This window comes from Peribacillus sp. SIMBA_075 (assembly GCF_046534585.1).
Genome location: NZ_JAWRYN010000002.1, coordinates 154,743 through 173,723, shown reverse-complemented (window position 1 = coordinate 173,723; position 18,981 = coordinate 154,743). Strand labels below are relative to the sequence as shown.

20 protein-coding genes are annotated in these 18,981 nt (G+C 39.9%); 3 read left to right on the top strand and 17 right to left on the bottom strand.

The annotated features are described in order from the left end of the window. Nucleotides 1–112: 112 nt before the first annotated feature. The 16 genes from SB775_RS02605 to SB775_RS02530 form a co-directional block, all read right to left on the bottom strand. Nucleotides 113–1,906 (bottom strand): ATP-binding protein, encoded by a 1,794-nt coding sequence (locus SB775_RS02605; RefSeq protein ID WP_410860521.1) that lies wholly within the window; start codon nt 1,904–1,906, stop codon nt 113–115. Continuing rightward, entirely contained in the window at nt 1,903–2,619 is a 717-nt protein-coding gene (locus SB775_RS02600; RefSeq protein ID WP_089361435.1) for a response regulator, read from the bottom strand. The genes SB775_RS02605 and SB775_RS02600 overlap by 4 nt, the downstream gene beginning before the upstream one ends. Before the next feature lie 295 nt (nt 2,620–2,914). After that, nucleotides 2,915–4,093, bottom strand: coding sequence for a c-type cytochrome biogenesis protein CcsB (gene ccsB, locus SB775_RS02595; protein ID WP_089361436.1), 1,179 nt, complete (start codon nt 4,091–4,093; stop codon nt 2,915–2,917). Then, the gene (resB, locus tag SB775_RS02590) at nt 4,086–5,735 is read right to left on the bottom strand and encodes a cytochrome c biogenesis protein ResB (protein WP_410860429.1); all 1,650 of its coding nucleotides are present in this window, start codon (nt 5,733–5,735) and stop codon (nt 4,086–4,088) included. The genes ccsB and resB overlap by 8 nt, the downstream gene beginning before the upstream one ends. Before the next feature lie 18 nt (nt 5,736–5,753). Next, complete coding sequence (gene resA, locus SB775_RS02585) at nt 5,754–6,284, bottom strand: thiol-disulfide oxidoreductase ResA (RefSeq protein WP_410860428.1); 531 nt, start codon at nt 6,282–6,284, stop codon at nt 5,754–5,756. A 208-nt stretch (nt 6,285–6,492) separates the two neighbouring features. Further along, entirely contained in the window at nt 6,493–7,233 is a 741-nt protein-coding gene (gene rluB, locus SB775_RS02580) for a 23S rRNA pseudouridine(2605) synthase RluB (RefSeq protein ID WP_061463918.1), read from the bottom strand. A gap of 312 nt (nt 7,234–7,545) precedes the next feature. Then, nucleotides 7,546–8,073 (bottom strand): spore maturation protein, encoded by a 528-nt coding sequence (locus SB775_RS02575; RefSeq protein ID WP_375166287.1) that lies wholly within the window; start codon nt 8,071–8,073, stop codon nt 7,546–7,548. 13 nt (nt 8,074–8,086) lie between these two features. Continuing rightward, nucleotides 8,087–8,680: a nucleoside recognition domain-containing protein gene (locus SB775_RS02570; protein ID WP_061463920.1), complete on the bottom strand. Its 594-nt coding sequence runs from the start codon at nt 8,678–8,680 to the stop codon at nt 8,087–8,089. Further along, entirely contained in the window at nt 8,673–9,833 is a 1,161-nt protein-coding gene (locus SB775_RS02565) for a D-alanyl-D-alanine carboxypeptidase family protein (protein ID WP_410860427.1), read from the bottom strand. Before SB775_RS02565 ends, SB775_RS02570 begins: the two co-directional genes overlap by 8 nt. A 168-nt stretch (nt 9,834–10,001) precedes the next feature. After that, nucleotides 10,002–11,648: an FAD-dependent oxidoreductase gene (locus SB775_RS02560; RefSeq protein ID WP_410860425.1), complete on the bottom strand. Its 1,647-nt coding sequence runs from the start codon at nt 11,646–11,648 to the stop codon at nt 10,002–10,004. 178 nt (nt 11,649–11,826) lie between these two features. Further along, nucleotides 11,827–12,390, bottom strand: a complete 564-nt coding sequence (gene ahpC, locus SB775_RS02555) for an alkyl hydroperoxide reductase subunit C (RefSeq protein WP_057217417.1) — start codon at nt 12,388–12,390, stop codon at nt 11,827–11,829. A 440-nt stretch (nt 12,391–12,830) separates the two neighbouring features. Beyond that, nucleotides 12,831–13,706, bottom strand: coding sequence for a superoxide dismutase (locus tag SB775_RS02550; RefSeq protein ID WP_410860424.1), 876 nt, complete (start codon nt 13,704–13,706; stop codon nt 12,831–12,833). 121 nt (nt 13,707–13,827) lie between these two features. Then, nucleotides 13,828–14,316: a YpuI family protein gene (locus SB775_RS02545; protein ID WP_034308117.1), complete on the bottom strand. Its 489-nt coding sequence runs from the start codon at nt 14,314–14,316 to the stop codon at nt 13,828–13,830. Between the two features lie 22 nt (nt 14,317–14,338). Then, nucleotides 14,339–14,755, bottom strand: a complete 417-nt coding sequence (locus tag SB775_RS02540; RefSeq protein WP_061463924.1) for a hypothetical protein — start codon at nt 14,753–14,755, stop codon at nt 14,339–14,341. A gap of 55 nt (nt 14,756–14,810) precedes the next feature. Further along, complete coding sequence (gene scpB / locus SB775_RS02535) at nt 14,811–15,392, bottom strand: SMC-Scp complex subunit ScpB (protein ID WP_061463925.1); 582 nt, start codon at nt 15,390–15,392, stop codon at nt 14,811–14,813. Further along, nucleotides 15,379–16,146, bottom strand: coding sequence for a segregation/condensation protein A (locus tag SB775_RS02530; RefSeq protein WP_061463926.1), 768 nt, complete (start codon nt 16,144–16,146; stop codon nt 15,379–15,381). The genes scpB and SB775_RS02530 overlap by 14 nt, the downstream gene beginning before the upstream one ends. Before the next feature lie 216 nt (nt 16,147–16,362). Between SB775_RS02530 and SB775_RS02525 the strand changes: the two genes are divergently transcribed. Continuing rightward, entirely contained in the window at nt 16,363–16,455 is a 93-nt protein-coding gene (locus tag SB775_RS02525; protein WP_283897220.1) for a YjcZ family sporulation protein, read from the top strand. 163 nt (nt 16,456–16,618) lie between these two features. Beyond that, nucleotides 16,619–17,155 (top strand): DUF309 domain-containing protein, encoded by a 537-nt coding sequence (locus SB775_RS02520; protein ID WP_410860422.1) that lies wholly within the window; start codon nt 16,619–16,621, stop codon nt 17,153–17,155. A gap of 27 nt (nt 17,156–17,182) precedes the next feature. Here the strand turns inward: SB775_RS02520 and SB775_RS02515 are convergent, their stop codons facing one another. Further along, nucleotides 17,183–17,527 (bottom strand): GNAT family N-acetyltransferase, encoded by a 345-nt coding sequence (locus SB775_RS02515; RefSeq protein WP_410860421.1) that lies wholly within the window; start codon nt 17,525–17,527, stop codon nt 17,183–17,185. Between the two features lie 580 nt (nt 17,528–18,107). Between SB775_RS02515 and SB775_RS02510 the strand changes: the two genes are divergently transcribed. Then, a complete protein-coding gene (locus SB775_RS02510) occupies nt 18,108–18,977 on the top strand; it encodes a DUF1002 domain-containing protein (RefSeq protein ID WP_410860419.1) in 870 nt (289 codons plus the stop codon). Nucleotides 18,978–18,981 lie beyond the last annotated feature (4 nt).

Below are 18,981 nucleotides of genomic sequence, written 5' to 3'. Positions count from 1 at the left end.
AGGCTTCTCATCTTTCTCCTAAAAAAAACAAAGACAAGTTGGAAATGAATCCAATTGCCTTTGTCTTCACAGTTTTGTATGAAACAAGATTTTTTGGCAAGCTACCCGTCATTCATTCAGCATTTTCCATAATTCGAGGCAGGATAAAACTGAACGTTGTCCCTTTATTAGGTAAACTGTTTACCGAAATGTAGCCGTCATGGGCATTGATTATATTTTTTACGATTGCCAACCCCAATCCGGTACCTGATCTGCCGCGGGTCCTTGCTTTATCCGCTTTATAAAACCTCTCGAATACAAAAGGTAAATCCTCTTCGGGAATACCTGATCCAGAGTCCCTCACATCAATGATCAGACCCCTTCGATCACTAGTCCTCTGTATGACATCAATGTTACCGCCTGAAGGAGTATGACGAATCGCATTATCAATTAAATTAGTCAAAACCTGTTCAATCCGGTCAGGGTCAAATTGCCATTCGATTTCATTGTCTTGAAGACTGGCTGATATTGTGATCCCCTTTTCTTTGGCAAGTCCGGAAAACTTACTTGTTATCCGCTTTAAATAAGGAGATATAGGCACACATTCAAAGCTAAGGTTCATTTTTCCCGATTCCAATTTAGCCAGATCAAGCAGGTCATTGACTAAACGTCCCATTCTCAAAGATTCATCATAGATGATTCGGGCCATTTCCACCTTTTCCTCTTCACTGCTCGCAATGTCATCTACGATCGCTTCACTATATCCTTGCAACATGGAAATTGGCGTTCTTAACTCATGGGAGACATTCGCTATGAAATCCGTCCTAAGTTTGTCCATACGTCTTTCATCACTCATATCCCGTATGATGGCCACCGCTCCCCGGATATTGTCGGCATTTGTATATAGCGGGCTGACAATCAAACCCCAATCACGGCCTTGCAAGGTAATTTCACCGACTCGCTCCTTATCGAAGGACTCTGATTCATCAAAAAGATTCATCAAAACCAAGGGGACATTCACGTTATCCTCCCGGTTAAAGCCTTTCTCAAAGTACCAGGATTGCAGAAACCTTTCCGCTGGCGGATTCGTTTCAAGGATTGTGCCATCTTTATTGAAGGTAATGACCCCATCAGCCATACTGCTAAGAATGCTTGAGAGATGTTCTTTTTCCTGACTAAGTGCATTCATATTGAATTTCAGTTGCTTTCTCATCTGATTAAACGCTATGGCCAACTCACCAATCTCATCTTGTGTCAAGATAGGAACCTTTGTATCAAATTTTCCCCGGGCAATCGCTAGCGCGGCTTCCCTCATCTTCACCAATGGGGCATTGATTCTTGTAGATAAAAAGAAAGCAAAAATCGTTGTCAATATGATGGCGATGCCCGCTGCCAATAAAATGAACTGTGTAGTGGACTTTGTGGTTTCTTCCATGGATTCCAACGATTGAAATAAGAAAACTTCATCCTGTTCCCCATTCAATTCAAGTGGAATCCCTACAACAATTGCGGATAATTCCTCTTTACCCGCATCATCGGATAACGCGATTTCCTTTTTGACTGTCTTTCTATCCGTAAAAACCTTGAGCAATTCGGGATCATTCTTAATGAATTCCGCCGTGATTTCAAACTCCTTTTCTCCTCCGATGGATGAGAATACCATTTTTTCATCGTTAAGAATGATCATTTTCGTTTCGTTGCCTATTAATTCCGAAGCTATTTGTAAAACCTCATTGTTAGATCCTTGATGGTCATTGGTTACCTTAATGATTTGTTCAGCCGTTTTGGTTAAATTATTTTCAATATTTTCAATTTGGAAGTTCTGAAAGAATTCGACCAGCAGAACGGTTAAAACGATTAATACAAACGACACGAGCAATAGGATCGTTGCCCATAGCTTCCCAACAACACTGCCCCATAGCATCAGTCATTAATGACTTCGAACTTGTAACCTACACCCCAAACAGTGACAATCATCTTGGCTGCGTTTTCGGATATGCGGTTTAATTTTTCACGTAAGCGTTTAACATGCGTGTCTACAGTTCGAAGATCTCCAAAGAATTCATAGTGCCACACTTCTTTTAACAATTGCTCTCTATCGAAAACTTTATCGGGGGATTTGGCTAAGAAATATAATAATTCATATTCTTTTGGTGTTAAAGAAACCTCTTTGCTATCAGCAAGTACACGGTGGGCATCATTATCGATCGTTAGATGTGAGAAGACGATTACATCTTTTGCCGTTGTTTCCGTCTGCATGTAACTCGTGCTTGAAGAGCGACGTAATAAAGCTTTTACCCTTAACACGACTTCACGAGGACTGAACGGCTTTACGATATAATCATCGGTACCCACTTCGAACCCTTGAACGCGGTTCACTTCTTCCCCTTTAGCAGTCAGCATGATAATAGGTGTCGTTTTCTTCTCCCTTAATTCACGGCAAACTTCGATTCCATCTTTACCAGGCATCATAATATCCAATAAAATTAAATCATAATCATTATCAAGGGCTTTTGATAAAGCCATATCTCCATTTTCAGCTTCATCGATTATGTATTCTTCCCTTTCCAAATACATCTTTAGCAGCCGGCGGATTCTTTCCTCATCATCCACCACGAGAATTTTTATAGCATTATACATTATGTAATCAGCCTCCTATCATATATTCTACAAAATGAAAACTTCCATGACTAATACTTTTTCCGCACAAAGTACGATAAAGAGCCAATTTTGCATGGCTTCCATGAACCTTTCACCATTTTGTCACAAAAAAAGACTTCGACCGCTCACTAAAAGTTCATGAATGCTATTTCACCGAAATATCCTTATTAAAGGGAGTGACGGAAAAAAGGATCATTCTCCAGAAAAATCGATAAGCCAACTCCTCGACGTTTCTTTCAAAAGACCCCCTTCATCTAAATATTACAATACAGAATCAAGCATATGAATGCAAACCAGCAATAACAAGATTGACGAATATCAAGTTAAACATAATGATGGCAAAACCGATGACGGCAAGCCAAGCTGATTTTTCCCCTTGCCATCCCTTTGACATGCGCAGATGCAAGAAAGCTGCATAAAACAACCAAGTAACCAGTGCCCAGACCTCTTTCGGATCCCAGCCCCAGAATCGTGTCCAGGCCACTTGAGCCCAGATCATTGCAAAAATGAGGGCACCGAGTGTAAAAATCGGAAAACCGATAAGGACCGAACGATAACTAATCTCATCCAATAAATTCAAATTCACATTTTTAACGATCGGTTTAATCAATGCTGCCACTCTTTTGCGAGCAATCAACCTTATTAAACCATACAAGACGAGCCCCATACCGAATGACCAAAGTACAGTATTCAGTTTCTTGGCATTGATCAGTGGAGGCATGTCCACCAGTGGTTCAAATCGATCCGTCTCGATAAGTTTCCCTTCATTGGGACCAACCAATGCCGGTAAGTTGAATTCCTGTTTGACTTCGGCTCCGTGTTTATCGACCCAATCAAAATTCGCCTTATAATCCATCGCAGCAAAAGAAGAAGTGATGATGACGAATCCGATGGTGCAGACTAATGTGAACATGATGCCTTCAAGCCAGAACGTTCTTTTGCTTGATTGTGTCTGATCGACGAATTTGATTAAATAAATGATGGCAGTAACGAAACTTATGGCAAGGATCGACTGTCCTGCCGCTGCAGTCGTTACATGAATATGAAGCCAATCACTTTGCAAAGCAGGAATGAGTGGCGAAATTTCTGTAGGGAACATACTTGCATATGCGATTATCAATAACGCAATCGGTAAAGCGAATAACCCAAGGGCGGGTGTTTTATAAAGGAAATAAATTAATATGAAAGCACCGACCAGCATCATTCCGAAAAAGGTCGTAAATTCAAACAGGTTACTAACCGGGGCATGGCCGGCAGCGATCCATCTAGTGATGAAATACCCAATTTGCGCAGTGAAACCGAGAATGGTAATGAAAATGCCCAGTTTAGCCCATTTATTTTGTTTCTTTTCCTCCGCTCCACTTTTATCCTTTATCGATCCCCCGAATAAAAAGGTAGCGAGCAGATATAATAAGAAAGCTGCATATAAAAAGTTACTGCTTAATTCAGCCATTTAAAACTTCCCCCTTAGTAGAAGATTTCTCCTCCTCAAGTTGATCCGTTGGTTCGCAAAGAGATGTTGATTCTATCGCTTGTTCTATATCTCTTTTAATACCGTGCCAGTTTTTGTTTGTATGGCCGGCCATTAATATTTCATCATCCTTCCTCTTGATCCATATACGCCGGTGATTCCAATAAGAGCCTTGGACAACGCCTATCATGAAAATGATTCCACCTGTGAATAGGACCCAAAGCGTTAAATCCTTCCTTACGGTCAAAGCCGTGACATCTTGGGTTTCCACACCATTAAAAGCCATTTTATAAGTGTTTTCCCCTAAAGGCTCCACAGTCTCTTTAATCGCAACGAAACTGACTTCACCCTCTGGCTTATCCGGAGTATGCATTTTAAAGATAAATGCTGGATTATTCGGAATCTTCGATATCGTTCTAGGTACACCTTTATCATCGAATTCGAAATCAGGGAAGTAACTGATCAAATCAACAGAATATCCTTCCTTCAACTCGTATTTCTTTTGAGGATTATTCAAATCAACCTTTAAGCTGCCATATTTCTCCCCGGTTTTTTTATTTATTAAATTAAAAGCCATCGTACTGAGCTCATCAAGTTTATAATCTACTTGGTAAAGGGCATAATGATCATATTTCAGAGGTTCATTGACTTTGATTTTATAATCTTTTACCTTATCAAGATCCACCTTTTCCCCTGGTATTGAATCTCCCTTGCGCTCATAAAGCGTAACATCAGATTGATAGGTTTTGGCAATCGTACCGGTTTTATCTATTGCAGCACTGTATTGTTCATCTTCTTTATTTCCTTTGTCATACACCTCTAAGGTGAATTCATTATTCTGAAGATAGTATTCACCATTTGTACCCGGGATTTCTTTTCTCTCACCTTCCCGTAGCCAAAGTACTTTGTCGATATACATCCCGGGGACAGAACGCAATAATGCTCCAATTAAGAAAATGATAAGTCCAATATGATTTACATAGGGTCCCCAACGTGAAAAACGCCCCTTTTCGGCAAGTATATGACCGTTTTCCTCGCGAATATGATAACGCTGCCTTTTTAATCTATTCTTTACTTCTTCAAGGTTTATATCTTGGTCTTCAAGCTTTGTCACTCCATAAAGCCTCTGACGCTTCATGAAACCGTCATGACGTGTGACCCCTTGTTTTTTTAACGATCGATATAATGGAAAAAAACGATCGATACTGGCAATCAGGAGTGAGGTGCCCAGCATGCCTATGATAATCAAATACCACCATGAACTATATAAATTATGGAACCCGAGTTCATAATACACCTTCCCGAACCAGCCGTATTCCAGTTCATAATGTTCTGCAGGCGTCGCGGTTGAAGGTATATACATTTCCTGGGGTAAGATCGTCCCGATAGCTGAAGCGACCAAGGCAATGACAATGAGCGTCACCCCTACCTTAACGGAAGAAAAGAAGTTCCATATTTTATCAATGATCGTTTTTTTATATGTTTGTGAACGCCTGGCAGTTCCTTCATATCGCATATCAATAAGCTTGTTTTCTTTTTCGTTACCAAGGACCATCCCGCATTTCCCACAAATCTTTGTGCCAAACGGATTTACATGACCACAATCGCATTTTACTTCTTTCATGTCAAAAACTCCCCAATATTATGGTTTAATTCTCTCCATATGCTTTTGGATGCTCTTTTCTGTCAAAGCTCCGGTGATGATATCTACCACTTTCCCCTCTTTATCGACCAAAAAGGTAACTGGCAAAATATCCACGCGATAGGCATTTTCCACTTCCCTGCCTTTATCGATCATGACTGGAAAGGTAAGATTATGCTTTGTAATAAAATTATTGACAGCATAGTCAGATTCCCCGACATTGACCGCTAATATCTCAACGCCCTGGTCCTTAAAGCTTTTATATTGATTTTCCATATAAGGCATTTCATATTCACACGGCTTACAATATGTACCCCAAAAGTTCAGGAAGACGCCTTGTCCTTTGTATTCAGAAAGTTTATGCTCTTTGCCTTCCATATCAGTCAAAACGAAATTGGGTGCATCTGATCCTTTTCTCAGACTTTCATTCTTATCTTTAGTGAAGTTCGTATAAAGGGCAAACACTAAAGCTGCACCTAAAAGCAGAAGAATGATGGTCCTGCTTATTAGGCGTCGCTTCTTCTTATCCATAGAGATCCTCCTAATGCCACACTAAATTTAACCATACCATTATACCATTCAACACCATGCCCATTTTATTTACATTTCTGAAGGTTTTGTGACATTCATTCCCGATTCATGAAAGAAAAGGTATTTACAGGTTGTTTTCCACCACCCATTCTTCCAGAGGAAAAATGGGGTAGTGGTTTCAACCTATTAATAAAGGAAATATTCTTTTTTACATTCTCCGCTGTTTAGGTTCGGTCGATGCTAAAGTCCTCATTAATTTAACTTCATGTGGAGTCAGCTCCCTGGAATCTCCTGCTGTTAAACCGTCCAAAGTCAAGAAACCATATTGTTCCCTCTTCAATTTTATGACGGGATGGCCGATTGCTTCAAACATCCTGCGGACTTGCCTGTTCCTGCCTTCATGTATTGTGATTTCAACAATGGCCGTTTCCTTTTTTTTGTCGGTAGACAATACCCTAGTCTTGGCTGGAGCAGTCTTGCCATCCTCCAATTTGATACCTTTATCCAACTTTTTCAAGCTTTCACGCAAAGGCATCCCTTTTACTTTTGCAACATACACTTTATCCACTTCATGCTTCGGATGCATTAACGTGTTTGCAAATTCTCCGTCATTGGTTAAAATCAACAAACCTGAAGTATCGTAATCCAAGCGGCCAACTGGATAAATCCGCTCATTGATGTAAGGGAAATAGTCCGTTACGACTTTTCTATTCTTATCATCCGAAACTGCCGAAATGACACCGCGCGGTTTATAGAATAGGAAATAAACAGGAGCTTCTTTTTCAAGCGGGACTTCATTAACCTGAACCTTATCATTAGGACCCACCTTCACGCCTAATTCCTTCACTACTTTACCGTTCACTTTTACCTTGCCTTCTAAAATCAACTCTTCTGCTTTACGGCGGGAAGCCAGTCCAGCATGTGCTATCACCTTTTGTAATCGTTCCATCTATCTTCACCCCATAGTATAATCATTCGTTTGTTATTGTCTATACATACACAATCATACAATTATTACATATGGAGAGGCAAAAACAAAAGGTTTTTCGCGATTAAGAGCTTTTCTTTTATCAATACACTAATAATGAGACTGTTAAATGGTCTGGTTTCCATAATGAGTGTAACATAGCTTATTTTTCCATACAAAAAAATGTTTCTTTTAGATGAAAGTTTGAACCCCATTTAAAATCGATAGCCCATCATAGCCGTTAGTTTAAGAAAAAGACAAAAAAAAAGAAATGGGATGCCCATTTCCTTCCTTTTACTTCATTCCGAAAACTAGTGTGACAACGATAACGGCAGCTATGATTCCGATCAGGTCCGCCAAAAGACCGACCTTAAGGGCATCACCCATTTTTTTGATCCCGACCGCTCCAAAATAAACGGTCAATACGTAGAATGTGGTGTCTGTACTTCCCTGAATCGTGGCAGCCAAGCGTCCAACGAATGAATCCGGTCCATAAACCGATATAAGGTCGCTGGTCATGCCTAAAGCGGCTGTTCCGGATATTGGTCTAATAATCGCAAGGGGTAAAACCTCAGACGGAAAATGAAGAAAGGAAAGCAATGGGTTTAATAATTGTACAATGAAGTCCAATGCCCCTGATGCCCTAAATACCGAAATCGCCACAAGCATGCCTACCAGGAAAGGGATGAGGGAAAAGGACATGTTGATCCCTTCTTTCCCACCCTCGACGAAGGTCTCATAGGTGGGAATCCTTTTCAATGTACCGTACAGTAATATACAGAGGATCAAAATCGGTATCATCCAAATTGATATGGTGGTCATCCAGTGTAACATCCTATTCCCTCCCGCTTCTCTTTCTCCTGTAATAAAAATATCGGTCTATCGCGATTCCTCCAACGGCAGAAATGGCTGTTGCTATTATTGTCGGGAAAACGATGTCTGTCGGGGAGTGGGCATCGTAATTCATGCGGATTGCAATAACAGTCGTCGGAATCAACGTTACACTTGAGGTATTGATCGCTAAAAAAGTGACCATCGAGCGGCTTACCGTTGCTTTTCCTCCATTTAGTTTCTTTAGCTGCTCCATGGCTTTAATACCAAGAGGTGTAGCGGCATTCCCCAAACCGAATGTGTTTGCCATCATGTTCGAAAGGATATATCCCATAGCCGGATGATTAGGCGGCACTTCAGGGAACAGCCATCTCATGAATGGCTTGAACAAATTGGATAGTTTATCAAGCAGTCCCGATTCTTCCGCTATTTTCATCAAACCCAGCCAAAAGACAAGAATGCTCATCAGTCCCAGACAAAGAGTGACCGCTTCCTTTGCACTTACAAAAAGAGCTTTATTTACCTGATCCATGGTCCCATTAATCATGCCAAATACAATACCGATCACAAACATCCCAACCCAAATGTAATTAACCATTTCGTTCGATTCCCAATACCGCTTCAAATACCTCGGCCCATGATGATTGGAACGATTGTTGTTTGAAGCTTTCTTTTGATTCCCCATAAAAAATTGAACGCGTACCTATTTTCTTTCCATCGAGATAGATGGATGCCCTGCCGACCACTTCCGGGATTTTCCTTTTATCTTTCCAATCCTTCTGAGGCTTCAACAATTTCATTTTCACATTGACCAACTTTGTCTCTTCTTTTGTTAGTGGGTACGAAAAATCCTTTTTAATGTAGACATGCCCTTTATATATTTTATTTTCCAAGTTCTTTACCATGCCTTCAGGTAAAATTTCTGTTGGCTTATAATCCTTAAAGGCGGCTTCGTACATTTGAATATGATCATTCCAATCATCCGGACCATTCAATGTCACTGCAATCAGGTCATGCCCGTTTTTTGTTGCCGTCGTGACCAAGGTACGTTTTGCTAGTTTCGTATACCCTGTTTTCCCCCCTGTGCAATACTCATATAATTGTGTAAGTAGGCGATTTTTGTTTTTCCATACATAATCCCATTGTTCTGTGGAATTAGGTGCCCTATGTTCCTTTGTGCCGGCAATCTTTACATACGTTTCATTTTGCATGGCATAACGAGTGAGTATGGCCATATCATATGCGGTTGAATAATGATTTTTCGTATTATCCAAACCATGTGGATTTGAAAAATGAGTATTTTTCATCCCGATTTCTTCCGCCTTTTGATTCATCATCCAGACGAATCCATCCAGGCTTCCGCCAACCTTTTCACTGATTGCGACTGCAGCATCATTGCCTGAACGAAGCATCAAGCCATAAACCAAATCTTCGAGCTTAATTCTTTCACCTTCTTTTAAATAAAGGGATGATCCCTCCGTCCCGAAGGCAGTACTGCTCACCTTCACTTTTTCATCCATTAGTCCCGATTCAATAGCCAAGATAGCCGTCATTATTTTCGTAATGCTTGCTATACGATTCTTTTCATGGGCATTCACTTCATAAATGACCCTTCCGCTATCCTCATCCATTAAAATCGCACTATGGGCACTTACGGAAACCTTTGCTTTGGCGCTTTGTAAGGGTGCCATAAAAGACAACAGGAGAAGGACGATACACAAACTTGATAACCCTTTATATGAAAAACGCATAAGTGCCCCCTCGTCTCTTTACTTGTTTTTGTACAAGTTTATGCAAATGGACAAGGGTTATGAATAAAAAGAATGTAAACCTTCATGATATCTCCATATTTTCAAAGATCATTTCCAATAAATAAAAAAATCGATAGGAGGACAGTCCCCTATCGATTTAGTGTTCTATCATACTAATAATGCAGCGATTTCATCTATTTTCTTAGCGCCGAATACCACTTCTTCATCATTGATGATCATAGCCGGCACGCTCATGACTTTATATTTCTTCTTAATTTCCTGGAAATTGCTTATATCGACCATTTCAGCTTCAACGTTAGGGTTTTCAATCGCTATGCGCTGTGCACCCACTACAACGTCTGGACAGTAGTGACATGCCAACGAAACCATAACCTTAATGTTCGCTTTTTTACTGATTCCCTTAATTGAATTCAATACGGCTGAATCCAATGCCTGACCTGGTCCGGCCAGGTTATAGATAGCCAAGATGAAGGAATTCAGCTCATGGCCGCCTGGTACACCGTGGTATTTGACGCCGCTGTATTCACCTTTTGAATTTAAGAGGGAAACGACTGGGAACTTATCTGCATTGATTTTTGCTTCAATTTCCGTATTTTCCCCCTTGTTGTATAACTCAAGATGAAGATTATCGCCTAATTCCGCAACATCCAACAAGAAGTCTCGCAATTCGACTGATTTTGGCAAACTTTCATCGACGATGGACACCAATGTAACGTCGCTCTCCATCTTGCCGAAGATTCCCTTCAGTTGGCCACGTAACGCATCACTTAATAAAGCGCTCTTTCCTGCTGGGACAGCGGCCTGTTCTTTTTTCGCCGGTTTTTCAACTTCAGGTTCATCTTTAATGCCTAAACGATCTTTTTCTTCAGCAATATATTTGCCGGCATCCGTTGCTGCAATCGCTCCGTCAGATACAGCGGTGATAATCTGGCGCAAAGATTTTGGCCTTAGGTCGCCCGCCGCATATACACCCTTCACATTAGTATTCATATCATCATCCGTGAGAATGTAACCAGCATGGTCCATTTCGATATGGCCAGTGAAAATCTCTGTTTTCGGCTCGTAACCAATGAAAACGAATACTCCAAACGTACTGTCTTCTTCCTTCGCCTTATATTCAAATTCTTCTTTAGTCTCGTTATTGATGAAACGGGCACTTTGAATCATCCCGTCCCCATATACCCCAAGGATCTCCGTATTGAATTTCACTTCAATCTTATCATTTGCCATCACTTTATCAACGATGGACGGGGCACACGAGAAGCTTGATTCCCGGGCGATGATTGTAACTTTTGTAGCAAAGCGTGTCAGGAATATAGCTTCTTCGGCGGCTGCATACCCTGCCCCGATAACGAAAACTTCCAACCCTTCAAAGAACTCGCCATCACAAGTTGAACAATAAGCTACACCGCGTCCAGTGAATTCCTCTTCACCCGGAAAGCCCAATGTTCTTGGAGTAGCACCCGTTGCGATGATGACGGCGCGGGCCTGGTAGTCCCCACCAAGGGTTTTAACGACTTTGATCTCACCGGAGAAATCCACGCCCGTTACATCGGCTTTGGCGAATTCCACGCCAAAATCTTCATTTTGAAGCTTCATTTCTTCAACTAACCTTGGGCCCGAAATATGGCGGATACCAGGATAATTGGCTATTTCCGATGTAGTTGCAGCTTGTCCGCCGCCAGTTCCTTTTTCAAGAATTATTGTCTTTAGTTTAGCTCTTCCTGCATAAACGCCCGCTGAGAGGCCTGCAGGACCGCCGCCAATAATTAATAAATCATATATTTTTTTCATATTTGTTCTCCTTGCTGAAAGAAAATGCGTGCTAAACTGATTATTTTGAAAAACAAAAGGCACTTATTTTAGGTAAGTGCCTTTTGTCATTAGATCTTGTCGGACGAATTGTCCCAGTAATCGTAATCAATTGCTGGATATATCCATTAATCAAAGAAATGGATCATCCCATTAAAAATTAAAGTTTACCTACAAGGTCTAGGCTTGGTTCAAGAGTAGCTTCACCTGGAGTCCATTTTGCAGGGCAAACTTTATCTCCGTGTTCTGCTACGAATTGTGCAGCTTGAACTTTTCTCACAAGTTCTTCTGCATTACGGCCAATCCCTAAGTCATTAACTTCGTATGCTTTAATTTGTCCTTCTGGATTTACGATGAAAGTTCCGCGTAGAGCCAATCCATCCTCTTCGATTAATACACCGAATTGACGGGATAAAACGTTTGCTGGGTCAGCTAACATTGGATATTGAATTTTACCGATTGTATCAGTAGCATCAGCCCAGCCTTTGTGGCTGAAATGAGTATCTGTTGAAACTGAGTAAACTTCACAACCAATTTCCTTGAATGTTTCATAATTATCTTGAAGATCAGCTAATTCAGTTGGACATACGAATGAGAAGTCAGCTGGATAGAAAAAGAATACTGCCCATTTTCCTTTAACATCTTCAAGTGTAACTTCTTTGAATTCTCCTGCATGGTAAGCTTGTACTTTAAAATCTTCAACTTGTTTATTGATCAATGACATAATAAATTCCTCCAATAGCTATTTTTTTATATGCTCCTATTTATAGTAATTATTAAATAGAAATTAGTCAATAAATATACCTTAATAATTTTCAAGTTCACAAATTAGTCACAGTTTTTATATTGATATAAATTAATTATTTTAAAAAACCCATGTCACTTCAAAATCGCCTCTTTAACACATTTTAAATGTTATTTTAAGGTTAAAAACAAGACACATGCTCATTATTTCAGAAATTGATATCATCCCCTTTCCAATCAAATAAAAATGTTCAAATGAGAATCAATGGCCGTTTCAAATAAAATTGTCAGTCATCCCTTTATATCATTGCCATATTTTCCCTAAAAGATTCTTAATACAGGATTTTCTGACAAAAAAAAACGAACCATCACGGCTCGTCTGCGAATTGGTTTTCCTTAGACATTTCTTTATTTTATCAATTATTGTTTTTTCCAAATAAGCTTCTTCGCTTCTGTGAACCTTACCGCTGTTTGCGGCCAGTTTACAACGTCCCACCATTTGTCCACATACCCTGCCCGATTATTTTTATATTGCAGGTAATAAGCATGTTCCCATACATCAAGAACAAGGATTGGGATCGTATCCCACTGGGTCAACACCATATGCAATTCCGATTGAAGTATTTCTAGCCGCCGCGCACGTGGAACCCAGACTAAAATCGCCCAGCCAACACCTACTACCTGTTTGGCCGCTTCACTAAAATGACTTTTAAACGCTGCAAAGCTTCCAAAATCCTTCTCAATCTGTTTAAGTAAATCTCCCTTTGGCTGTCCGCCTCCTCCTGGAATCATCACTTCCCAAAACAGCGTATGGAGATAATGGCCTGACCCATGAAAAGCTGCTTCCTTTTCCCAATGCTTCAACAAGGAAAAATCTTTCGTCTCCCTCGCTTTTTGCATCATCAATTCCGCTTTATTCAGCCCATCGACATATGCTTGATGATGCTTATCATGGTGCAGAAACATTATTTCCCTTGAAATCGTCGGTTCCAACGCTTCATAGGCATAAGGTAATGGCGGAAGTGTATGCCTCCCAATCGGCACTGATTGCCTTTCCTGTATACTGAATTCTCTAGCGAGTTCTTCAATTTCTTGGTATACCCGTGCCATCTCTTCCTCAATCAGGACCATATCCTCATCATCCATTTCTTCCTCATTCAAACCTTTTGTCAACTGGGAAAGTCGTTCAATGTTTGACAACAATTGCGAATCGGTGATATCGATCTTCTCAAGATATTCCATGACTCCATCAACCCATTCACTTACGTCTTTTGCATACTCTTCTACATCAGACATCTTCGAACCTCCTCTTAACCTTCATGCACTTTTAATCATCAAAGTATTTTATGTTTCGATTAAGCGGAGATTCCATTTATAGCTAAAAAAACAGCTAGGCCTGTTAAGCCTAGCTGCTTCTCTATCTTGACTGTAACATTTTCGTCCGGTAATCCGTTTCATAAAACTCCAATTCTTCACGCATGGTCTGGAATCCACTTTCCACGGCCTTCAGAATGGAGATTATGCTGTCAGGTACACTTTGGTGAAATTTAATCGAGTTTTTTCCTGTATAGGCAGATCTGCTGTCCTCAAACCACCGATCTGATTTTGGGGAAAAGTATTCTTCGATACATTGATGATAAACTCTATAAAGCGTCTTTTCAGCTGCAGCTTTATTGAAAACATCATTTTTCAGAACGATTTGGCAAGCCTCCAAGCCCTCTTCACAACTTACAAGCATTCTTCTTAAACTAGAAAGGATCCCTTTATAATAGGTTTCATCCCCGCTTTTTTCCTCTTGCAGCTTAGAATAGGTCGTCTCATTTATAAATTCTTCTAGTTGAGCCACTGTCGTTTCTAAAAACCCTTTTACATCCTCAAGCTGAGATTTTACCAATGTATTCCCCAACCGTGAACCCTCCTCAAAATGATTAAGATTGAATATAATAGTCAACATGTGATTCTATATCATATGGTTTAGCTTGGTCAATAGATATAAACACTTTCTCCAATTTTTCAAAATCTATATTTTCGAAATAACCAGCCAGCTCTTTTTCTGCATTTATATATATACGTTTTCGGTTAACCAGGCTCGGGTCTTTGAGCAGACAGACCATGGCAATGATATCGGCCATATAAATATCCCGGTTAGGGCTTTTGAATAGAGGATTGGCGGGATATGGGGTCCAAAGAGTGACCATCTCATCAAAATAGCGAAGATACAGTACATTCAGCGTCTTTTCTTCTCCATCCTTTATGTATTGTATAACGGATCGATTAAAGAAGTCCTCAGGTGAATTTGACTTTTCCTTTTCAAGCCCAAATCCATTGCATGCCACAATTCGCACCCGCAATCCCCCCGCATTCATTTTTTTCTATATTATCACAATTCAGGAAAAAATGTTATTCGATTGTTTGCTGAAATTTTTCAAAAAACAGATCGGCTTCACCATTTTCAAAGCTATCATCCGAATTATCCGCGAGCGGCGGTAATTCATCTATGGAATTCAGGCCGAAGTAATCCAAAAACTCTTTTGTTGTCCCATATAAATAAGCCCGGCCGGATCCTTCAGCACGTCCTACCTCTTTTATTAAGACTTTCGTGACAAGTGTATGGATGGGGCGTTCCGTTTTGACCCCGCGAATTTCATCAATTTCAGCTCTAGTAATCGGCTGCTTATAGGCAATGATGGCGAGTGTTTCCAAAGCTGCCTGTGACAAACCTTGTGTGCTTGTCGTTTCCACCAGTCTTTTCAGGTAATCCGAGTGTGCTTTTTTTGTCGTCATTTGATAAACACCCGCTATTTCAATCACCTGAATCCCGCGTACATCCGATATATATTCTTCCTTTAAACTTTCAACGATGTCTCTTGCTTGATATTCCGTAATTTCAAGGACAGAGGCAATTTGTTTGACGGAGAGTCCTTCATCTCCTGTTGCAAACAATAATGCCTCAAGAATCCCTTTCCAATTAATAACTTCCAACTTGCTCTACACCTTCCTTAGCAGCAATCATGATTTCCGAAAAATTATCTTCCTGTTCAACGATGATTTCATTTAGTTTCATTAATTCCAGTACTGCCATAAAAGTGATGACGATATGCTCTTTAACCGGAAGCGAAAACAGTTCAAAAAAACTTTTCTTCCCTTTAATTGATTGTAACTCAATCATGATTTCATCCATTCGTTTTTCTATCGATATCTCTTGTTTCGTTACTTTCGTGTAAAGCGGCTTTTGTATTTTTTGCCTTCGGAGCAGTTTTTGCAGAGCTCCGAGCATATCGTATAGACTTATATTCAACTCTTGTTTATCACTTTCCGCTTCTTTAACATATACAGATAAATCACTTGGGGGTTTAGTGAACATCAGGCTGCGTTCTTCTTCCATCCCTTTAAACTCTTCAGCTGCATACTTATACTTTTTATATTCTAATAGTTTCTCCACAAGCTCATCCCGTGGGTCTTCTTCAAATATTTCTCCATCTTCATCAATCAATTGTTCATCTTCATGCTTTGGAAGCAGCATTTTACTCTTGATGGCAAGCAGTGTTGCAGCCATCACCAAATATTCGCTGGCCACATCCAATTCCAGGTGCTGCATCGTATGGATGTATCCTAGGTATTGATCTGTAATATCAGCCATCGGAATATCGTAGATGTCTATTTCAAGGCGATTAATCAAATGCAGGAGTAAATCCATCGGACCTTCGAAAGCGTCAATTTTTATATTATAACCCATTAAATTACCCCATTTAAATCTAATTGGCCGATAATAGGCCTATTTCTTTTACTAATCAAGTATAGTGGATTGCCGCCCTTTATCCAATAATAATAATTTAGGACCTTAGAAAAGTTCTTAAAAGGGATTTGTGAAATTGGGTCAATGCCCAATCACATTCTCAAATCCTACATAGTCTAGAAATGTAAGAACAGCAGAACAAAGGAGGTACTTATTATGGGTGCAGGTGGTTTTGGGCACGGCGGCGGTTTCGCGTTTATTGTAGTATTGTTCATTTTATTAATTATCGTCGGTGCTAGTTGGTGTTAATTGACTTATGAGTCAAGCTGATTGCCTTGCAATCGGCTTTCTTTATTTTCCAAGAAAAAATTCTATGCTAAACTTAGGGTGGATACATGGCGGATATCTAGCTATGGAAAATGGCTTTTAGCCTTACCTTGGATGATTTCATCAAACAAAAGGGGTGCTCGTATTGAATTACGCGGAAGACTACCTTTCTTTCCTTGTCCATTTCCATGGAACAAGGGATTACTTCGAATGTCATGAAATTCTTGAAGAATATTGGAAGGAAACCGCTCCAAAAGAACGTGACTCCCACTGGGTCGGGCTCATCCAAATTGCGGTTGCCCTATACCATGATCGCAGGGAAAACAAAAAAGGGGCTGCAAGGACACTTGCTAAAGCCCTTGCAAATCTCCACTCTAAACAAGCCGAGCTCCTGAAATTGGGGCTCGATCCAGAAAAACTGTTCAAATTGCTCGAGGACACACATGAACGGATGCTATCCCAAAAGCCATATGAAAGCATTAATCTTCCGATAGCGGATCAAGGGTTGATCGAAAAATGCCAATCCATGTGTTTGCAGGAAGGGTACATATGGGGCGAAGGTAGCGACATGGCTAATTTATCAATTGTTGATAAACATTTATTGCGCGACCGTTCGGATGTCATTTCTGAAAGGGCTCGGCAGCTATCCCTTCGAAAAACAGGAATGGAGGACCGCCCTTAAAGGTGATCCTCCATTCCCACTTTCATATTAGACTTCTTCACACCTGTCAAGAAAGCTTTCCGTAAACTCATTTGCTTTTAGTTCTTTATCAGGATATTGCTCCTTGATGGCCCTTACCATCGTTTTACCGATACCTTGCTTCCGAAAGGATGGATTTACAGATATATGCTGTATCTCAATGTGGGTTGGAGAGATTTCTATTCCGATCAAGCCCGTAATCTCTTCATCTTTCCATAAGAACAGCTGTAGGTTTTCATCCGTTTCATAATTCTTCATCGTATTCCGAAGCGTTTTTATCTCTTTTTCATTTGGCATGAAAGATAATAATCCCATGGCAAACTTCTCATAACTTTTCTTATACTTAATCAACATAATATCCCTCGTTACTAAATAACGTTTTTATTATCTACCTGTTTCTAATTAATTCGCTTAGAATAATAAGCTCACATATAACATTTCCATCATACATAAAAAATTCGTTCGTTTCAACATCACTTTCAGCACTTGATTTATCGATGTGCTATGTGCTAAGCGATAAACAGCCAATATATGATTCCCCACATCAAAGCGATAATAAGCATCATAAGTAAAAGAGTTTTATTGCTTTTCCTCATCCCATACTCCTTTTATGAATGGTCCAAATATTTAAATAACGAATTCATTCTACTATAACTTAACACAATCTGACAAATATCCTTGCAATCTTGCTTCGATTTTACTACATTGGTAAAGTGGCCTTAGATTCATAGAGTGCATAATAGGTATAAAAGACAAGATGCAATCACTTCCTCCTTTGAAAGAGCTATAGCTATTTTGTGCTATATAAATATTTTTCAGGAAAATATGTATCCTTTTTATCCTTTGTTTCGTCAAATACTATGAATCTTTATTTAAAACGCCGCTCTTTTAATGAAAGATCTCAATTCAGCAGGAAAAGTTAAGGAGGATTATCATGAAAAAAACGAATAAATGGGTCTTTTTAACCATTTTTTTATGTCTATTATTGCCATATAAAGCTTTTGCAGATGCAGCTGTTGGTGAAATGACCGTCACACTAGGAGAAAATTTGACAAATGAACAAAAAAATATGGTTTTGTCTGAAATGAAAGCCCCTAATAATGTTGAGGTTCTAACGGTTACAAATGCGGAGGAACATGAATACTTAGGAGACTATATCGCCAGCCGGCTGATTGGTACAAAAGCTATTTCATCCTCTGCCATTACTTTGGAGGAAAAAGGCACTGGACTTAAACTGGAGTCGAAAAACATTAACTGGGTCACAGACGAAATGTATATCAACGCATTGGCAACTGCTGGAGTAAAAGATGCTACCGTTTATGTCACCGCACCTATACCCGTTTCCGGTACAGCAGCTTTGACAGGGGTCATTAAAGCCTATGAAATCTCTTCAGACAAGAAGATTCCGGAAGATGTGAAGCAGGCAGCGAATGAAGAAATGGTAAAAACAGCTAAATTGGGTGATGAAATCGGTACAGAGGAAGCCTCTGCACTGGTAACGAAAATCAAAGAAGAAATGGCTGAAAATCCTCCGGCCAACACTGAAGAGGTCCGCGATGTTGTCGAGTCTTCAGCAAAAGAACTGGGAATTGCCTTAAATGATAATCAAGTTCAAAGTTTAATTGATTTATTCAATAAACTAAAAGAATTGAATATTGATTGGAACTCTGTCGGGGATCAGCTTACTGCCGCCAAAGATAAGCTTTCCAATTTTCTTGAGTCCGAAGAGGGTCAATCATTCTTAGATAAATTGAAAGAAGTCTTCAGCAGTTTAATAGACGCGATCAAATCTTTTTTCAGCTGATTTG